The organism is Streptomyces sp. NPDC001351, assembly GCF_042896045.1.
In the GTDB taxonomy this organism is placed as follows: domain Bacteria; phylum Actinomycetota; class Actinomycetes; order Streptomycetales; family Streptomycetaceae; genus Streptomyces.
This window is the reverse complement of record NZ_JBIAWS010000001.1, coordinates 176,215-195,105: the sequence shown is the minus strand read 5'-3', so window position 1 is coordinate 195,105 and position 18,891 is coordinate 176,215. Positions and strand designations below refer to the sequence as shown.

Genomic DNA, 18,891 nt, shown 5'->3' with positions numbered 1-18,891 from the left:
CAAGGGTACGGGTGACCCGGTCCCCGATGTCCCGTACGACGAGCGTACCTGGCCCCCCGGACCACCTTGGCGCAGCTTCGCCACGCCGCCCGCGATGCCGCAGCCGCCCGACGACGAGGAGGCCGACCGCCGGCTGGGCCGGCCGGGCGTGGCCCGCCGTCCACGGAGCGAGGAGGTTCGCCTGGTCAACGCCGCGCTGCTGCTGCGCAGGCCGCTCCTGGTCACCGGCCGCCCCGGGGTGGGAAAGTCGGCCCTGGCCTACCGCATCGCACGGGAATTACGCCTCGGCCGAGTCCTGCACTGGGCGGTCACCAGCAGGACCACCCTCGCCTCGGGACTCTTCGAGTACGACGCCATAGGGCGCGCCCAGGCGTTACAGGCCCCGGCCCCCTCGCCTGCCGGCACCGGCGACTTCGTACAACTCGGCCCGCTGGGAACGGCGTTGCTGCCGTACCGACTGCCGAGGGTCCTGCTCATCGACGAGATCGACAAGTGCGACATCGATCTTCCCAACGACCTTCTCACGCTGTTCGAGGACGGGTACTACGAGGTTCCCCCGCTGGTCAGGGTGAAGCCGCATGAGCCCGTCGCGACCGTGCACACGGCCGACCCGGGCGGGAGCGCGGAGATCAGCGAAGGCGTGGTGCGCTGTCACACGTTTCCGGTGATCGTCCTGACGTCCAACGGTGAACGGGAGTTCCCGGAGGCGTTCATGCGCCGCTGTCTGCGGCTGGACATTCCCGACCCCGACGAGGCGGCCCTCGGCGAGCTGGTCGCCGCGCACTTCGGCAGTAGTCTCGGCCCCCGCCAGGAGGAGCTGATCCGTGACTTCCTCCATCGCAGCAACCGGGTCGGCGGCCTCGCCGCCGACCAACTCCTGAACGCCGCACATCTGGTGACGTCGGGTCAGTACATGCCCGCGAGCGGCGACGGGGAGGCGTGGGCCGAGCTGCTGGAGGCCATCTGGCACCCGCTGGGCGGTGAAGGGGCGGGACCGGCGTGACTCACGAACCCTACCCGGCGCGGGACGGGCGGACCGTGCATGGCCGGGACGGGCCGCCTCCGCCGTCCGGCGAAGAACCCAGGCCGCTCACCCGTCTGCATCCCAGCGAGGTCGCCGACGCGGTGTGGGTGGCCAGCGAACACGCGTGGCTGACCGGCGTGCCGGTGCCGTCCGCGCACGACCGGCTCCCCGAGGGGGCCGGGGACACCGGCCCGGAGCTCAACCCTCTCGCCCCGGACGACGCGCTCGACCCTCCCCTGCCCACGCCCGACCTCCATGGGGCCACACCCGTCACAGACCCCGCCATCGACACGACCGCGTGGTCCACCGGGCCCGAACCCGTGCCGTCGGCCCTGCCGGACCACGCGAGGTCCGTGCACACGGAAGAAACCGCCGGGCGTCCCAGCCATCGCCTGCCCCGTCTCCCGGGATCCATGCCCGCGGACGGACCGGCCGCGCCGGCCGCCCGGCGCTCGACCGGCGCCCGGGCGCTGGGGCGTGCCCTGCGGGCCTTCCGTACCGCCGTGGCCTCCGCGCACGGACGGGAACTGGACGAGGAGGCCACCGCCGAACGCATTGCGCTGGCCCCGTCGTTGCCCCCGGTGCTGCGGCCCACGCCCGAGCGCCGCTGGCGTGCGGTGCTGCTCGTGGACACCGCGCCGCACATGGCGGTGTGGCGCGAGCACATCGCGCGGTTCGCCAAGGTCGCCCACCGCTTCGGGGGCTTTCGCGACATCACGGAGCTGTCGCTGAACGCCTTGTCCGCCGATCGCGCCGCCGTCTCCCTGCCCGGCCCGGTCCGCGGGACGCGCCCCGTGTCGGCGCGCGGCCTGGTGGATCCGACCGGGCGCTCCGTCGTCTTCGTGCTGACCGACGGCTCCGCGCCCGCCTGGCGCTCCGGCGCGGCCCAACGGCTGCTCGCCCTGTGGGGCAGACGGCAGCCGGTGGCCGTCCTGCATGTGCTGCCGCAGCGGCTGTGGCACCGCACGGGCCTGCACCCGTCCGGCGTCAGACTGCGGGCCTCGGGCCCCTGGGCCGCCGACCGCACCCCCCAGTGGGAGCCGGCCGAGGCGCTCTCCGACGTCCTGCGCCCCCGCGCCCTCCCGCAGGCGACAGTGCCCGTGCCCGTACTCGAAATGGACGCGGGCTGGCTGGAGCCGTGGGCCCGGTTCGTGGGCGGCGCCGAACCCCGCGAGATCGAACTCGCGGCCGTCCTCACCACCGTCCAGGAGCGCCCCCGCCCCCCGCTCCCGGGCCCCTCCGCCGATCCCGCCCAGCGGGTCGCCGCCTTCCACGGCTGGGCCTCGCCCGAGGCGTTCCGGCTGGCCACGCACATGGCGGCGATCCAGCTCGACCTGCCCACGATGACCGAGGTCCAGCGGCGCACCATGCCGAGGACCGGCCCCGAACACATGGCGGAGTTCCTGCTCAGCGGCCTGGTCTCCCCCCTTCTCTGTTATGCCGACGACCGGTTGTCCTTCGTCTTCGAGCCGGGCGTACGCGAGGAACTGCTGGCCTACGGCTCCCGGGACGCCACCGCGACGGCGATCGAGCAGGCCGCGGAGCTGCTGGCCCCGCGCAGCGCCGCCGCCCGGGATCTGCTGTCGTATCTGCGCGGGGACGGCGGGAAGGCCGCCCGCGCGCTCGGCACGGACCGTGAGTTCAGGGAGGTCGAGCGGGCCGTCCTGCATGCACTGAGCGGGCCGCACGCCCGCCGCGCCCGGGCCCTGGACTCGCTGGAACCGGAGCCGGGCCGGGTCGGGTCCCCTGAACGCCCAGGTTTCGCACCTTCATCAGCGGCGCCCTCGTTGACGGAGAGCCCGCAGTCGGTGCACGACGACAGCTCCCCCAGCGCCACACCGGCATCGGGAGGTCTGGCAGATCCAGGAGAAGGAGAGACACCTGTGAGCACGGTTCCCGCCGCGTCCGAACGAGGACAAGAACCAAGTCTGACCGCAGGCGGTTCCCGCGCGTCCGAGCTGAAGGTGGCAGGAAACATCCCGCCGCGGAACCTCATGTTCACGGGCCGCGAAGAACTCCTGGTCGCTCTGGAGAGGGGCCTGCGCTCGGGGCCGACCGCCGTCCTTCCGCATGCCCTGCACGGTATGGGTGGTGTCGGAAAGTCGCAGCTGGCCCTTGAGTACGTGTACCGGCACGCGACCGAGTACGACCTGGTGTGGTGGATTCCGGCGGAGCTGACGACGGAGATCCAGCGGTCGCTGGTGGAACTCGCCCGCAAGATGAATCTGCGGGTGACCCCGGAGGCCAACACCGCCGTACCGGCCGTGCTGGAGGCCCTGCGCACCGGGAACCCCTACCGGAAGTGGCTGCTGGTGTTCGACAACGCCGAAAGCCCGGGCGCGGTCCAGGGATACTTCCCCAGCGCGCCGGAGGGCGGCCCCGCCGGTTCGGTCATCGTCACCTCGCGCAACCCGCAGTGGAACACGCTGGCGCACCCCCTGGAGGTGGACGTGTTCACACGGCCGGAGAGCATCCAGCTCCTGCACAGGCGCAATTCCGAGCTCACCGAGGAGGAGGCCGGCATGCTGGCCGAGGTCCTCGGCGACCTTCCGCTCGCCGTGGAACAGGCATCGGCGTGGCTCGCGGAGACCGGCATGCCGGCCGCCGAATATCTGAGGGTGTTTGAGGAAAAACGAGCCGAGCTGATGGCGGTCTCCGCGCCGCCCCAGTACGAGGAGACGGTCGCCACCGCGTGGAACGTGTCCCTGGACCACGTGGAGAAGAAGTACGCCGGTGCACTGCAGCTGCTCCAGCTGTGCTCCTATTTCGCTCCCGAACCGATCTCCCGACAGTTCTTCTCCATCGCGGTGGCGGAATCCATCGCCCCGGAACTCGATCTCATCTTCACCGACCCCATGCGGCTGAGCCGGGCCATCCGGGAGATCAGCCGTTACTCCCTCGCCAAGATCAACTACCGTACGAACGCCATCCAGATGCACCGTCTGGTCCAGGCTGTGCTGGTGGCCCGGATGTCGGTGGAACAGCGCGAGCGTTTCCAGCACGGCGCGCATCTGCTGCTCGCGGCCAACACGCCGAGCAATCCCCGCGATCCGCAGAACTGGCCCCGCTTCGGACAGCTGTACCCGCACGTCATCAGCTCCCAGGCCTCGAAGTCCTCGAACCGCAACGTGCGGCAGATGGTGCACAACGTGGCCGAGTACCTCTACCACTGGGGTGACCACGCGGCGGCCCTGGAATTCACCAGCCAGGTCTACAAGGAGTGGTGCGAGAAGTTCGGTGAGGACGACCCGGCGACCCTGGCCCTCGGCCAGCGCCTGCGCTGGGTGCTGTGGCGGGTGGGCCGCTACCCCGAGGCCGCCGACCTCGACGAGCGCATGCTCGCCACGCTGGACCCGGCCGGGCCGGGGACCGAGGAGCCCTACCTCGTGGTCAAGGGCCTTGTCGCCAGCGACCGCAGGGTCCGCGGCGACTTCCGGGGCGCGCTGGAATACGACGAGGACGTGTACCAGCACGCCGTGCGGGCCTTCGGGGACGACGATCCCACCACGATCACGCACGCCTTCAACCTGGCCGTGTGCCTGCGGGTGCACGGTGACTACCGGCGGGCCCTGGAGCTGGACGACAACGTCTGGCGCCTCAGGACGGAGATGTTCGGGGCCGACAGCACCCAGGCGCTGATCTCGCAGGCCTCTGTGGCGCTGGACCAGCAGGAGCTCGGCGAGTACACGCTGGCCCTGCGCATGTGCACGGAGAACGCCGAGCAGACGGAGGCCCTGCTGGGCGAGCCTCATCTGGAGACCTACCGTTCCAAGGCCCGGCTGGGAGTCGCCCAGCGCAAGGCGGGTCTGCATGCCGAGGCCGCCAAGAACACGAGCATCGCGCTGGCGGCGCTGACCGAGCGGTACGGCGAGCGGGCGCCCGACGTGCTCCAGATCTCGCTGAACTACTCCATCGACCTGCGGCAGACTGGCAGACTCCAGGAGGCGCGGGACCGCTGCCGGCGCACCCGTGACCTGTACAAGGAGACCCTGGGCGAGGACCACCCGCAGACCATCTCCGCCGAGGCCGACCTCGCCGTGACCCTGCGTCAGATGGACCAGGTGGACGCCGCCCGCAAGCTGAACGAGTCGGTGCTCACCCGGTTCCGTCAGGCTCTGGGCGAGAAGCACCCGAACACCCTGGCCACCGCCGTCAACCTGGCCAACGACCTCTTCGCGCAGGGTGACGCGGCCGCCGCTCACGCACTGGACGAACAGACCCTGGAGCAGGTGCGGGAGCAGTTGGGCGAGACCCACCCCACCACGCTCGTCCTGCGGGTGAACCTGGCGATCGATCTGCGTGCCCTGGGCCGCCGCGAGGAGGCCGAGCTGCTGCACGCGGAAGCCGTGGAGGGGATCAAGGAGAAGCTGGGCGAGGCACACCCGGCGTACCACGACGCGCTGAAGTGGCGCCGGGCCAACTGCGACATCGACCCGATGTACCTGTAGCCGCATCCGCAGCTGCCAAGGCGGGCTTCCGCGGATCTCCCTTCACGGAAGCCCGCCGTCATGTCCCGGCGTCCACCGCCCGGCCCACCCACGCCGCGAGTTCAACGGGGTCCACCTGCCTCTCGACCCGCGCGTGCAGGTGCCGGGCGAGTGCGCGGACCAGTTCCGGTGCGGCGGTCAGCGCGCGTAGCGCCGACGGGGCGCGGCCGGTCTCCTCCAGTGTCAGTCTCAGGCCGGCCCAGGCTGCCGGTGCGGTGGGGGCCTCGGTGAGGGAGAGCCGGTAGTGGTGCTCGGCGGTGGCCGGGTCGCCCGTTGCCCAGACGAGGTCGGCCAGGACCGCGCCGGTGACGCCGGGCACGCCGTCCTCGTCCGCGGTGTCGCGGAGCTTGTCCAGCGCCACGGGGTCCGCCAGGGCCATACGGGCGAGCACGGCCCGCGTGTCGAGGTGCCACTGGCGGCGCGAGGCGCGCACCCCCTGACGCCGGTCGGGCAGCGTGGTCCCGTCGTCCGTCGGCCAGGCCGCGGCAAGCGCCTCGACGTCCTCGGGAAAGGGCCGTACGTGATGCAGCCGCCACAGCGCACGGTGGTCGGCGGCGAGCCGCGCCGCCAGCCGTACGGCCTCGCGGGCGGCGGTCTCGCCGGGAGCCTCGGCCGACCAGCCCGACACGGTGGCGTGCACCCCGTCCAGCAGGCTGCGGCCCGCCCCGGTGAGTTCGGGGTCGGTCGCGATCCGGGGCACGACTTGCGCCAACTGGCCGCGCCACAGGGAGAATTCGAGCCAGGCGAGCTGGTCGTGCGCCCCGCCCGGCAGCCGGGTCCGGCCACGCCAGAAGCGGGCGACGCCGGTGAACGCGTAGATGCCCTGGAGCATGCCCGCCAGGGGCCGCGGGTCGTCGCGCCAGGGCGCGTAGTACAGCCGGCCCGGCCCCGGCTTCTCCTCGGTCAGCGGGAAGAGATGGGCGAACGCGTCGAGTTTGCTGTGCTGGAGCTCATGGACGAGGGCCGCCGCGCAGGCCAGTTCGGACTCGGGCAACGACAGCGCCAGGCCGCCCACGCCGTGGCCGCTGGTCGCGCTGCGGACCCGGAACAGCTCGTACGCCGGCATGGGCTGGATGGTGCGCAGCAGCGCGGTGAGGGTCGCGGCGGAGGCCGGATCGGCCTCCGCCACCAGCCTGGCGCCGCCCTGCACCAGCCGCGTCAGCCGGGTGGCCGTCCGTCGGCCCAGTCGCCGGGCCGCTCCGGTCGGCCGCGGTGCGATGCGGTGCGGCCCCAGGTCGTCGAAGGCGAGGCGGACCGGGGCGGTGCCCGGCAGCCGTAACTCCGCGTGGTGCAGCGGCAGCCAGCCCGGCGCGGGGCGTGACGGGTCGTCCGGCAGCCGTACGATGCCGTGCGGGGCGGTCACCGTGACGGTGCCGGCGCGGGCCGCGAGCACGGCGACTTCCTGGGCCGCGCGGGCGGGCAGCCTGACCTGGCCGAGGGCGGGCAGCTCGACGCGGCCCGCGACGCAGGGCAGCGGGAAGGAGAAGTCGAGGCCCGCGCGCAGGGCAGCCGCCGCCGCGAGGCAGTGCAGATGTCCGACGTCGGCCCACAGGGGCAGCTCGTGCGGGCGCGGGCGGCACAGCCGGTTGAGCAGCTGGGCGGCCCACAGACCCGTCTCGGGCAGGTCCAGCAGCTCCCGTACCGCCGTGGGCGCCCGGCGTTGCGCGGCGGCCAGGAGGTCCCAGGCGCGGCGCGGCGCGGGCAGCGGGCCGGTCGCCGCACCGGCCAGCGGCGTGAGGGCGTCCATCAGCACGTCCAGGAGCAGCAGCCGGTGGCTGTGCTCGGCCCGGACGAGTTCGGCGAGTGCGTCCGCGTCTCCCTCGCCGTGGGTCAGACTCTCGAACTGCCGTGGAGTGAGCCCGTGCAACGGCTCTGCCTCTCCGGCCGCCGGAGTCCGTCCCATCAGCCACCGCCACTTCCTGGAGACGCACTCCTGGCGGGTCTGCCGATGGTCTTCAACAAACGTTCCTTGGCACGCTCCCGGTCGAGGTCGCCGTGTGTGCGCAGCTCCTCCAGGGAGGTGCCGTTCAAGTCGGGCAGGTCCGACCTGATGGCAGGTTCCGGATTCTGCATCCTGCGGTAGACCTCCCCCTGAACAGCCAGAGCCTGAACGATCCGCCTTTACATCATGACCCAAGCCCCGGTCGCCGGAAACATCGTCAACCAGCCAGGATCGTAGGGCTGTTGGCCGGTCACTCTGCTGTGAACCACTCCGGATAGTCCTGCAGCACCGCTTCGAGATCATCGAGCGCCACCGTCCCGGCGTCCACCAGGGACACCGCCTTCCACAGGTGCCACAGCCCGTTCCGGAAGGCCGCACATGTGCTGATCAGCCTCAGGATCTCGACTCGCGGCACCGCGTTGCGCGGCACGGAGCTGGAGATGTCGAGGGGCAGATGGCTGATGACCACGGCGCGCAGACCGGGGTCCAGCATGGCCGGGACGGCTTGTAACGCTCCCAGCAGGCGCTCGTAATCCGCCACTTCCAGTCGCCGGCGGGGCACCGCCCGGCCCGCATCCGTGCGGATCTCCGCGCCGCCGCCCTCCGACCACAGCGTCGTCGGTACGGCGGCTGCCGGGCCCTGCGCGCGGAACCGTTCCCGGAGGGCGGCGGCGAGCGGGGCGCTGTCGTAGCGCCATTCCGGGTGGGCGCGCAGCAGTTCCAGGGCCGCCGCGCTGAAGACGCCGGTGGTGACCTGGCCGGGCCCGGAGGCGAACAGCACGTGCTGGCCGAGGGCTTGGCGCAGGCGCCCGCGGGGTACCGGGTCGGGGCGCAGGGCGTGGCCCACGGTGGTCACGTCCGTGAAGGTCTGGCAGGCGTCGATCAGCCAGAGCTGGCGCGTGTGCCGCGGGGCGAGGTCGGAGCGGAAGGCAGCGAGGGCGGCGTCCAGGTCAAGGCAGCGCAGATCAGGGGTGGCCGCGTCGGCGTACACCAGGCGCCGCTTTCCGTCCAGATCGACCAGGCCGTGCCCCGCCCAGGCGACAAACAGCCAGTCGTCGGCCGCCGGGGCCACTTCCCGGAAGAGCACCTCGTGCACCCGCTCGCGGTCGGCGGGCCGCCAGTGCACGCCCGCCGCCTCCAGCAGGGCCCGGTTCGCCGGCAGCGGGGACGCGAGCACCTTGATCGAGTCCGCTGCCACGCCCTGTTCGAGCAGCCACGCACGATAGGCCAGCACGTCCCGCACCGGTCCGTCCAGATTCCAGGAACTCCCCGCCCCGTACTCCTCGACCGCCACGAGCACCGCCCGGCTGCCGACGCCCACAGACTCCCCCGTCGCCGTGTCCATGACCCGAGTGTCCCGGACGCGGACGGCACCGGACCAGATCCGTGCGAGGCCGCCCGTCTGTGCCCCCCGCGTCGTCGTGCGCCCTCGATCCCGGCGCACGCGCCCCGGTCTGTCCGCGCCGGTTGCTACGACGGCGTACGCGCCGCCGCCAGCAGTCTCGTCACGTCGTCCGAGCAGATGGTCAGTGCCGCGCCCACCGTGGACAGGACGTCGCGTTCGGCGGGGGTGTAGGGGCCGTCGGCGAGGGCGATGCGGGCGCCCTGCAGCAGGATCGATTCGCGGCCGACCGGGGCGAGGTGCGGGGCCAGCGGGTCCAGGGCCTCGTGCAGCTCTATGGCGAGTCCGGCGCCGCAGGACTGGCCGTAGACCCGGCCGGTGTCCGCGGACAGGGCCTCGACGAGCGCGTTCAGCTGGTCCTCGGTGCAGTCGTCGAAGCCGGCCGCGCGGACCGTGCTCGCGGCGGCCTCCAGTGCCGTGCGGGAACAGGTGCCGCCCGCGGCCAGCACCGCGAGGGCGACGGTGTGGACGGCGTCGCGGAGCATCGCCGAGAAGCGGGTGGTGGTGGGGTGGTCGAGGACGTCCGTGCCGAAGTGGCGGCGGCAGGCGGCGCATTCGACGACCGGCGCGGTCTCGCCGCGCGGCAGCACGGGCACCCCCAGCAGGATGAAACGGCGGTGGCCGGTCAGCCGCTGGTAGTTGCGGTCGCCCCCGCAGCCCGGGCAGAAGAACTCGCCGTCCCCGACGGGTGTCCACGCGGTGCGGGTGCCCAGGAGGCGCGCAGGCCTGGCGGCTCGGCCGTTTCGTCCCCGTACTGGCAGCACGTCGCACCTCCTTAACACCGCGGCAACATCGCAGCGGTGTCCGTGATGTTAGCCACATCGGAGAGGCGTAGTCAGCACCCTGGAAGAGACCTTTCCGTGACCTCCACGAACAGATGGCCGATAAGCGACGGGGCCCTGATCGCCGTATACGACGATCAGGGCCCCGAAATGCCCGGTCAGACGGGTCAGCGGGCGGCTCGGTTGACCGCTGAGACAACCGCCTTCAGCGACGCACGCGTCGTGTTCGCGTCGATGCCGATTCCCCACAGGACCTTGTCGTCGATCGCGCATTCGATGTAGGAGGCGGCCTGCGCGGAGGCGCCCTCGCTCATCGTGTGCTCCTGGTAGTCCAGCAGGCGGGCGTCCACGCCCACCTTCTGCAGCGCGTCGAAGAAGGCGGAGATCGGACCGTTGCCGCTACCGGTCAGGACCGTGTCCTCGCCTTCGACCGTCGCCTCGACCCGCAGCGTGTCCACGCCGTCGGTGTCGGTCGTCGACTGGCCGTTCTTGACCTGAATACGGCCCCACGGGTTCTCGGGGTTCGGCAGGTACTCGTCCTGGAACACCGCCCAGATGTCGCCGCCGGTGACCTCGCCGCCCTCGGCGTCCGTCTTCGCCTGGATGATCCTCGAGAACTCGATCTGCATCCGGCGGGGCAGGTCCAGCTTGTGGTCGTTCTTCAGGACGTAGGCGATACCGCCCTTGCCGGACTGCGAGTTGACCCGGATGACGGCCTCGTAGGAGCGGCCGACGTCCTTCGGGTCGATCGGCAGGTACGGGACCGCCCACTCGATGTCGTCGACGGTGACGCCCTTGGCGGCCGCGTCGGCCTCCATCGCGTCGAAGCCCTTCTTGATGGCGTCCTGGTGGGAGCCGGAGAAGGACGTGTAGACCAGGTCGCCCACGTACGGGTGGCGCGGGTGGACCTCCATCTGGTTGCAGTACTCCCACACGCGACGGATCTCGTCGATGTCGGAGAAGTCGATCTGCGGGTCGACGCCCTGCGAGAACAGGTTCATGCCCAGGGTGACCAGGTCGACGTTGCCGGTGCGCTCGCCCTGTCCGAACAGGCAGCCCTCCACGCGGTCGGCGCCGGCCATCAGCGCCAGCTCGGCGGCGGCGACGGCGGTGCCGCGGTCGTTGTGCGGGTGGATCGACAGACAGACGTGCTCGCGGCGGGACAGGTTGCGGCCCATCCACTCGAAGCGGTCGGCGTGGGTCGACGGGGTCGAACGCTCAACGGTGGCGGGCAGGTTGAGGATGATCTCGCGGCCCGGACCGGGCTGCCAGACGTCCATGACCGCCTCGCAGACCTCCAGCGCGAAGTCCAGCTCGGTGTCGGTGAAGATCTCCGGGCTGTACTGGTAGCCGAACTCGGTCTCCGGGCCCAGCAGCTTCTCGGCGTACTCCATGACCAGGCGGGTGCCGTCGACGGCGATCTGCTTGATCTGCTCCTTGGAGCCGCGGAACACCACCCGGCGGAAGACGGGCGCGGTGGCGTTGTACAGGTGCACGTTGGCGCGCTTGGCGCCCTTCAGCGACTCGACGGTGCGCTCGATCAGGTCCTCGCGGGCCTGGGTCAGCACGGAGATGGTGACGTCGTCGGGGATCGCGCCGGGCTCCTCGATGATCGACCGTACGAAGTCGAAGTCCGTCTGGCCGGAGGCGGGGAAGCCGACCTCGATCTCCTTGTAGCCCATCTTGACCAGCTGGTCGAACATCCGGCGCTTGCGCTCGGGCGACATCGGGTCGATCAGGGCCTGGTTGCCGTCACGCAGATCGGTCGACAGCCAACGGGGGGCCTGGGTGATCCGCTTCTCGGGCCAGGTGCGGTCGGGGATGTCGACCTGCTCGTACTGGCCGTACTTGTGGATCGGCATGGTGCTGGGCTGCTGGCGGTTCGCCATGATGACTCGGGCTCCTCAGGGTGTCCGGAAGGACGGCCGACGACGCAACGCCAAGCTCCGCGGGGAGGGAGTCGACCTGGACTACAGGCCCTCGCCGCGGCAGCTAAGAAGAAGCAGCCCGAAACGCATGATGCACAGCATGCTAGCCGAGCCCCTTCGGATGCGGGGCGCCGTATCAGTATGCGGGACCCGCGAGATAAAAGGGACAAAAAGTGCGCCATACCACTTCGTCACGGAGCGTGCCCTTCCCTGTCCGTATATTTCACCAATCATGGTTGCGGGTAGTGACACCGGCATAACTCAGTGCAAGGGTGCCGGGCATGACGACCAACGGGGGCTTCGAGCCCGTCTTCTGCACCGTCGTACCGCCACACGTCCTCGACAAGCTGGCACGGCACGACGACCCCGCAATCTCCGGTCCCGCCCGGCGCACCCTGATGCGCGACAGCGAGCTGCGCGGGCGTCGCCGCGTGACGACCGAGTTCGGCCTCGCGGCCGCGCCCACGACGAAGGCACCGGCGGACCAGCCGCTGCGCACCATCTACGACGCCGGGCACAAGACCGACCTGCCCGGCAAGAAGGTGCGCGCCGAGAGCGCCGCCCCGGTCAAGGACGCCACGGTCAACCGCGCCTACGCGGGCCTCGGCGCCACCTTCGACCTCTACCTCAAGGCCTACCAGCGTCACTCGATCGACGGCGACGGCCTGCCGCTGGACGCCAGCGTCCACTACGACGAGAAGTACAACAACGCCTTCTGGAACGGCGAGCAGATGGTGTTCGGCGACGGCGACGGCGAGATCTTCCTCGACTTCACCATCCCGATCGACGTCATCGGCCACGAGCTGACCCACGGCGTCACCCAGCACACCGCGAACCTCACCTACTACGGCCAGCCGGGCGCCCTGAACGAGTCGATGTCCGACGTCTTCGGCTCGCTCATCAAGCAGTACACGCTCGGCCAGACCGCGGCCGAGGCCGACTGGCTGATCGGCGCGGGCCTGCTCGCCCCGAGCGTCACCGGCAAGGCGCTGCGCTCCATGAAGGAGCCGGGCACGGCGTACGACGACGACGTGCTCGGCAAGGACCCGCAGCCCGCGACCATGGACGACTACGTCCGCACCGGCCGCGACAACGGCGGCGTCCACATCAACTCCGGCATCCCCAACCACGCGTTCTACCTGGTCGCCTCCGCGCTCGGCGGCCATGCCTGGGAGAAGGCGGGGCAGATCTGGTACGACGTCCTGACCGGCGGCGAGCTGTCCTCGCAGGCGCTGTTCAACGACTTCGCGAAGCTCACGGTCGCCGCGGCGAAAGCCCGCTTCAACGAGGGCGAGGAGCTGCAGGCCGTACAGAAGGCGTGGGAACAGGTCGGGGTGCGGATCCTGTAACTCCGTACTAGACAGGGACCCATGCGTATTCAGGTGAGGCGCACGGGTGGGTTCGCGGGCATCGAGCGCCATGCCGAGGTGGACACCTCGGGCCGGCCCGACGCCCAGGAGTGGCACGCCCTGGCCGAACGCGCGCTCGCGTCCGGCCGGGGCACGCCTCCCGTCGGGGTGCCGGACGGCTTCAACTACGAGATCACGGTGGACGGGAAGACGGTGTACGCGGCCGACCCCCGGCTCACGGACGAACAGCGCGAACTGATCCGCCGGGTACTGAAGGAAGGGGCGTAACCGGCAGTTCATGCCTGGGCGTTGACTTCCGTTACCGCCGGTAAGGATGATCCCGCCCATGGCTTCTGATGCAGGCAATCCGATCCCCCGCTTCCCGGCCGGCTTCGTGTGGGGCGTATCGACCTCGGCCCACCAGATCGAGGGCGCCGTCGACGAGCGTGAGCCGTCCGTGTGGGACGCCTTCACGGCCGAGCCGGGACGGGTGAAGGACGGCTCGACCGCGGCGGTGGCCTGCGACCACTACCACCGCTACCGCGAGGACGTGGCCCTCCTGGCCGACCTCGGTGTGGACGCGTACCGCTTCTCCATCTCCTGGCCGAGGGTGAACGCGCCGAACGGCCTCGACTTCTACGACCGTCTCGTCGACGAGCTGCTGACCGCGGGCGTACGGCCGGTCCCCACGCTCTTCCACTGGGACCTGCCGGTCGCGCTGGACTGGCTCGAGCGGGACACAGCCTCCCGTTTCGCGGAGTACGTGTCCGTCGTCGCCGAGCGGCTGGGCGACCGGGTGAAGAAGTGGATCACCCTCAACGAGCCCGCCGAACACACGCTGCTGGGCCATGCGCTGGGCGCGCACGCGCCCGGCAGGCAGCTGCTCTTCGACGCGCTGCCGGTGGCCCACCACCAGCTGCTGGCCCACGGTCTGGCCGTACGGGCCCTGCGCGCGTCGGGCGCCAGGGACATCGGGATCGCGAACTCGCACGGGCCGACCTGGCCGGCGTCCGGGGAGAGCGCGGACGTGGAGGCGGCGGGCTTCTACGACCTGCTGCTGAACCGCCTGTTCGCCGACCCGCTGCTGCTCGGCCAGTACCCGGAGGGCATCGCCGAGTTGATGCCGGGCGATGTCGAGTCCGACCTGAAGGTCATCGCGGAACCGCTCGACTGGTACGGCGTCAACTACTACGCGCCGACCCGGGTGGGCGCCCCGCAGGGCGAGGACATCGAGTTCGGCGGGCTGACCATCCCGGCCGAACTCCCCTTCTCGGTACGGCAGATCGAGGGCGTCCCGGTGACGGACTTCGGCTGGCCCGTGGTCCCCGAGGGCCTGACGGAGCTGCTCACCGGCTTCCGCGAGCGCTACGGCGACCGCCTCCCGCCCGTGGTCATCACCGAGAACGGCTGCTCGTACCCGGGCCTCGACGACCAGGACCGGATCGCCTACCTCGACGGCCACCTCCGGGCCCTGCACAAGGCCGTCGAGGCGGGTGTGGACGTGCGCGGGTACTTCGTGTGGTCGCTGCTGGACAACTTCGAGTGGGCGGAGGGGTACGAGCGCCGGTTCGGTCTCGTGCACGTCGACTTCGAGACGCAGCAGCGGACTCCGAAGTCGTCGTACGGCTGGTTCCGGGATGTGCTGCGGGCGCAGAGATGACCGCCACCCGGCCCGCGGAGGCACTCGCCGAGCCCGTCGAACGGGTCGGCCGCGGCTGGACGGCGGCCCTCTCACTCGCCAACGGGGCGATCTGGGTGGGCTGGTACGGCCCCCTGCAGATCCTGCTGGCCTCCCAGGCGAAGGACTTCGCGCCGGGCTCGGGCATGTCCAAGGAGACGATGCTGGCGTGGGTGACGGGGGCAGGGGCGTTGGTGTCCCTGGTCGCCAACCCGCTCTTCGGCGCCCTCTCGGACCGGACGACCTCCCGCCGGGGCCGCCGTACGCCGTGGATCGTGGCGGGGGCGGCGGGCGGCGCGCTGTCGTTGCTGCTGCTCGCGGGCGCGGGCGGGGTGTGGACCATGGCAGCCGGCTGGTGCCTGGTCCAGCTGACGCTGAACGCGGCGTTCGCGGCGGTGACGGCTGCGGTGCCGGACCGTGTTCCGCGGCTCCAGCGGGGCTCGGTGGGCGGCTGGCTGGGGGCCGCGCAGATCCTGGGCGTGGTCGGCGGGACGGGGCTCGCGACGGTGGCCGGGGGCGTCGGCGCCGGGTATGCGGCCTGTGCGGTGTTCACGGTGGTGGGGGTGCTGCCGTACGTCCTGCGCTACGAGGACCTGCGGCTGGCGGCGGCGGACCGGCCGGAGTGGTCGTGGCGGTCCTTCGCCGCAGGGTTCTGGCTGAGTCCGCGCCGGTATCCGGACCTGGGCTGGGCGTGGCTGACCCGCTTCCTGATCAACCTCAGCAACGCACTGGTACTGCTGTACCTGCTCTACTACCTGCGGGACCGCCTCCACTACGGCGACCCCGACCAAGGGGTGCTGATCCTGACCGCCGTGAACGGGGTGACGCTGCTTGCCACGGTCGTCGTGGGCGGGGTCTGGTCGGACCGGGCGGGTCGGCGCAAGCCGTTCGTGATCTGGTCGGGTGTGCTGATGGCGGTGGCCACGGCGGCGCTGGCGGGCTGGCAGACCTGGCCGGGCGCGGTCGTCGCGGCGGCGGTGCTCGGGGTCGGCTTCGGCGTCTTCACCTCGGTCGACTTCGCGCTGATGACGGACGTACTCCCGAAGGCCCTGGACCGCGGCAAGGACCTCGGCGTGATCAACGTGGCCAATGCCCTGCCGCAGGTCGCGGCACCCGCCCTCGCCGCGCCGATCGTGACGTATCTCGGCGGCTACCGGGTGCTGTACCTGGTGTCGGCGGTGATCGGGCTGGCGGGGGCGGTGCTGGTGGGGCGGATCAGGGGGGTCGACTAGACAGGCCCTGGGCCTGAGCCCTGGCTAGAGTGCGCCGGCGTCCCGGGCCGCGTACACCGACGGGTACAACGGTCGGTAGCCCAGCTCGCGGCGGATGCGCTCGGTGGACATGATCACGAGCCACGGGTCCGGGTCGGTGCGGTCGTGGAGTGCGGCGGGGACCTCGGCCCCGTTGAGCTGGTGCAGTTCGACCGCCGTGGCGGGGGCGTCGTCGGCGATGTTGTAGATCCGGCCGGCGATGCCCGGTGCGTGCAGGATGCGCAGCAGGCCCTGGGCGACGTCCGCGTGATGGCCCATGTGCAGCCGCTGGGCGGCCGCCCAGTTCTTGGCCCACATCAGGGACTGGGCGAGATGCGGATCGCCCTCGCCGTAGACGAAGGGGAGCCGGGCGACGCGTACGTCCATGCCGTCCAGGGCGAGCAGTTCGCGCTCGGCCTCGGCCTTGGACTCGGGGTAGGCGCCCCACATCGCCCCGCCGGGCCGGCTCTCGTCGTCCTCGGTCACCGGGCGGCCCCGTCCGACGCCGTACACCAAGCCCGTGCTGACCTGCACGAACCGCCGCACCCCGGAGGCCAGCGCGGCGCGGCCCAGCTCCACGGCCGCGTCCCGGTTGACGGCCCGGGCCTCCTCGTCGGGCACCCCGCGGAAGGCGGCCGCGACGTTGACGACGGCGTCCACGCCGGCCACCGCCTTGCCGAGCGCCTCGGCGTCCCGCAGATCCCCGACCACGACCTCGGCACCCAGCTCGGCGTACGGCTCCCCGCGTGCCTCGTCCCGCACCAGGACCCGCACCTTCTCGCCGGCCCGGCTCTGGGCGATCAGCCTGGGCACGAACCGCCGTCCGACCTGTCCCGTCGTTCCGGTCACCAATGTCAGCATGTTCTGCTCCTCTCGTCGCGACCCAGCCTTCAACGGGGTTGTCGCCGCCGGGAGAGACCTCCCGATCGGGGGATCGGCAGTCCCTGGATAAGCCGGGCGGCCTCCCGCACGCTGGAGAGGTGAACCGAGCCGAACTCGCCGACTTCCTGCGCCGCGGCCGCGCCCGCCTCGACCCGTCCGACGTGGGGCTGACGCCGGGCACCCGCCGCCGCACGCCGGGCCTGCGCCGCGAGGAGGTGGCGCAGCTGGCCGGCATGTCCGTGGACTACTACACGCGGCTGGAACAGTCCCGGGGGCCGCGCCCCTCCCGCCAGATGCTGACGGCGCTGGCGCGTGCGCTGCGTCTGACGGACGACGAACGGGACCACCTGTTCCACCTGGCCGGCGAGGAGCCCCCACGGCATGGAGCGGCCGGCGCCCATGTCCGACCGGGCCTTCTCCTGGTCCTGGACCGGCTGCACGACACACCTGCGGTGGTGGTGAGCGACTGCGGCGAGGTGCTGGCGCAGAACGCGATGTCGCGGGCGCTGAGCGGCGACGCGTTCGCCCGCCCGCCGCGCGAGCGCAACCTGCTCCGCCTCTTCTTCCTGGACCCGACGGCACGGGAGTTGTTCCCTCCCGAGGACGTGGCGGAGCACGCGCGCGCCCATGTGGCGAACCTGCGGGCGGTGGCGGCGTCCCGTCCCGACGATCCGGAACCGGCCGCACTGGTGGCCGAACTGCGTTCATCGAGCGAGGAGTTCGGGCGGCTGTGGGATGCCCACGAGGTGGCGGTGCGCCGGCAGTCGACGAAGCGCTTCCGGCATCCCGTGGTCGGTCTGCTGGAACTGGACTGCGAGGTCCTGCTCAACGAGGACGACCACCACATGCTCGTCATCCACACGGCCCGCCCGGGCACGGAGTCGTACGAACGCCTGCAGCTGCTGCGGGTGGTGGGCCTGCAGGCCTTGGATTCGCCCCCGCCGCCCCTACCCGTCCCGACCCTGGGGGCTCCGCCCCCAGACCCCGGATCGGCCTGAACGGCCTCGTCCTCAAACTCCCCCAGAGGGGGTGCCCCCGGACGGGCTGAAAAGAACAGACTCAGAAGCCCAACTTGCGCAGCTGCCGCGGATCCCGCTGCCAGTCCTTCGCGACCTTGACATGGAGGTCCAGGAACACCGGAGTACCGAGCAGCGCCTCGATCTGCTTACGGCTCTTGATGCCGACCTGCTTCAGACGCGCGCCCTTCGGCCCGATGATGATCCCCTTCTGGCTCGGCCGCTCGATGTAGACGAAGGCATGGATGTCCAGGAGAGGCTTGTCCGCGGGGCGGTCCTCGCGGGGCAGCATCTCCTCCACCACGACCGCGATGGAGTGCGGAAGCTCATCCCGCACACCCTCCAGCGCCGCCTCCCGGATCAGCTCCGCGATCATGACCTGCTCGGGCTCGTCGGTGAGATCGCCCTCGGGATACAGGGCGGGCCCCTCCGGCAGGAGCGGGACGATCAGATCGGCCAGCAGGTCCACCTGCTTGTCACCGACTGCCGACACCGGCACGATCTCCGCCCACTCGAAGCCCAGCTCCTTGCCGAGCTGGTCGATCGCGATGAGCTGCTCGGCGAGCGTCTTGCTGTCCACCAGGTCGGTCTTGGTGACGATCGCGATCTTCGGCGTCTTCTTGATCGACGCCAGCTCCTTCGCGATGAAACGGTCACCGGGCCCGAGCTTCTCGTTCGCCGGCAGACAGAAGCCGATCACGTCGACCTCGGCCCACGTCGTGCGCACGACGTCGTTCAGCCGCTCCCCCAGCAGCGTCCGCGGCTTGTGCAGGCCAGGGGTGTCGACCAGGATCAGCTGGGCGTCCTCCCGGTGCACGATGCCCCGTACCGTGTGCCGCGTCGTCTGCGGCTGGTTCGCGGTGATCGCCACCTTCTGGCCGACCAGAGCGTTCGTGAGGGTGGACTTGCCCGCGTTGGGACGGCCCACGAAGCAGGCGAAGCCGGCGCGGTGGGGTGCCGACGACGCCGACGGCTCGGATGACTGACTACGAACGCTCATGGCGCCCATTCTCCCTGATCCACAGAGCCCTGCCGTACAGCCGAGCGATCACCGGGCGATCGCTGTCCGCCCTGTGAGATTCAGGAAACCTCCACGCAACGAAACATCACGGAAACACGCCCGTGCAGAAGCGGAAACGCACGCCCGTGAC

13 protein-coding genes are annotated in these 18,891 nt (G+C 71.2%); 7 read left to right on the top strand and 6 right to left on the bottom strand.

The features are described from left to right. Positions 1 to 94 precede the first annotated feature (94 nt). Positions 95 to 1,003, top strand: a complete 909-nt coding sequence (locus ACFY1U_RS00835) for an AAA family ATPase (protein ID WP_390691993.1) — start codon at positions 95 to 97, stop codon at positions 1,001 to 1,003. Continuing rightward, the gene (gene fxsT / locus ACFY1U_RS00830) at positions 1,000 to 5,472 is read left to right on the top strand and encodes an FxSxx-COOH system tetratricopeptide repeat protein (protein WP_390691992.1); all 4,473 of its coding nucleotides are present in this window, start codon (positions 1,000 to 1,002) and stop codon (positions 5,470 to 5,472) included. The genes ACFY1U_RS00835 and fxsT overlap by 4 nt, the downstream gene beginning before the upstream one ends. A gap of 58 nt (positions 5,473 to 5,530) precedes the next feature. Here fxsT and ACFY1U_RS00825 read toward each other — a convergent pair whose 3' ends face one another. The 4 genes from ACFY1U_RS00825 to leuA all read right to left on the bottom strand — a co-directional run bounded on the left by ACFY1U_RS00825 (position 5,531) and on the right by leuA (position 11,526). Further along, on the bottom strand, positions 5,531 to 7,414 hold the full coding sequence (locus ACFY1U_RS00825) for an aKG-HExxH-type peptide beta-hydroxylase (protein ID WP_390691991.1): 1,884 nt from the start codon (positions 7,412 to 7,414) through the stop codon (positions 5,531 to 5,533). Between the two features lie 289 nt (positions 7,415 to 7,703). Continuing rightward, positions 7,704 to 8,798, bottom strand: coding sequence for a hypothetical protein (locus ACFY1U_RS00820; protein WP_390691990.1), 1,095 nt, complete (start codon positions 8,796 to 8,798; stop codon positions 7,704 to 7,706). Between the two features lie 125 nt (positions 8,799 to 8,923). Next, complete coding sequence (locus tag ACFY1U_RS00815; RefSeq protein ID WP_390691989.1) at positions 8,924 to 9,619, bottom strand: TerB family tellurite resistance protein; 696 nt, start codon at positions 9,617 to 9,619, stop codon at positions 8,924 to 8,926. 185 nt (positions 9,620 to 9,804) lie between these two features. After that, entirely contained in the window at positions 9,805 to 11,526 is a 1,722-nt protein-coding gene (gene leuA, locus ACFY1U_RS00810; RefSeq protein WP_390691988.1) for a 2-isopropylmalate synthase, read from the bottom strand. A gap of 320 nt (positions 11,527 to 11,846) precedes the next feature. Here leuA and ACFY1U_RS00805 point away from each other — a divergent pair, with 320 nt between their 5' ends. Genes ACFY1U_RS00805 through ACFY1U_RS00790 form a run of 4 tightly spaced genes read left to right on the top strand, consistent with a single transcriptional unit; the run spans position 11,847 to position 15,824 of the window. Further along, a complete protein-coding gene (locus tag ACFY1U_RS00805) occupies positions 11,847 to 12,914 on the top strand; it encodes a M4 family metallopeptidase (RefSeq protein ID WP_390691987.1) in 1,068 nt (355 codons plus the stop codon). 21 nt (positions 12,915 to 12,935) lie between these two features. Then, on the top strand, positions 12,936 to 13,202 hold the full coding sequence (locus ACFY1U_RS00800; protein ID WP_390691986.1) for a protealysin inhibitor emfourin: 267 nt from the start codon (positions 12,936 to 12,938) through the stop codon (positions 13,200 to 13,202). Positions 13,203 to 13,260: 58 nt separating this feature from the next. Next, positions 13,261 to 14,574, top strand: a complete 1,314-nt coding sequence (locus ACFY1U_RS00795; RefSeq protein WP_390691985.1) for a GH1 family beta-glucosidase — start codon at positions 13,261 to 13,263, stop codon at positions 14,572 to 14,574. Further along, positions 14,571 to 15,824 (top strand): MFS transporter, encoded by a 1,254-nt coding sequence (locus ACFY1U_RS00790; protein WP_390691984.1) that lies wholly within the window; start codon positions 14,571 to 14,573, stop codon positions 15,822 to 15,824. The genes ACFY1U_RS00795 and ACFY1U_RS00790 overlap by 4 nt, the downstream gene beginning before the upstream one ends. 24 nt (positions 15,825 to 15,848) lie before the next feature. On the opposite strand, the gene ACFY1U_RS00785 is transcribed toward ACFY1U_RS00790, so the two are convergent. Continuing rightward, on the bottom strand, positions 15,849 to 16,703 hold the full coding sequence (locus tag ACFY1U_RS00785) for an NAD-dependent epimerase/dehydratase family protein (RefSeq protein ID WP_390691983.1): 855 nt from the start codon (positions 16,701 to 16,703) through the stop codon (positions 15,849 to 15,851). A gap of 119 nt (positions 16,704 to 16,822) precedes the next feature. Between ACFY1U_RS00785 and ACFY1U_RS00780 the strand changes: the two genes are divergently transcribed. Next, positions 16,823 to 17,722, top strand: a complete 900-nt coding sequence (locus ACFY1U_RS00780; RefSeq protein WP_390691982.1) for a helix-turn-helix transcriptional regulator — start codon at positions 16,823 to 16,825, stop codon at positions 17,720 to 17,722. A 61-nt stretch (positions 17,723 to 17,783) separates the two neighbouring features. Here the strand turns inward: ACFY1U_RS00780 and era are convergent, their stop codons facing one another. Continuing rightward, the gene (gene era, locus ACFY1U_RS00775; RefSeq protein ID WP_390691981.1) at positions 17,784 to 18,749 is read right to left on the bottom strand and encodes a GTPase Era; all 966 of its coding nucleotides are present in this window, start codon (positions 18,747 to 18,749) and stop codon (positions 17,784 to 17,786) included. Between the last annotated feature and the right edge of the window lie 142 nt (positions 18,750 to 18,891).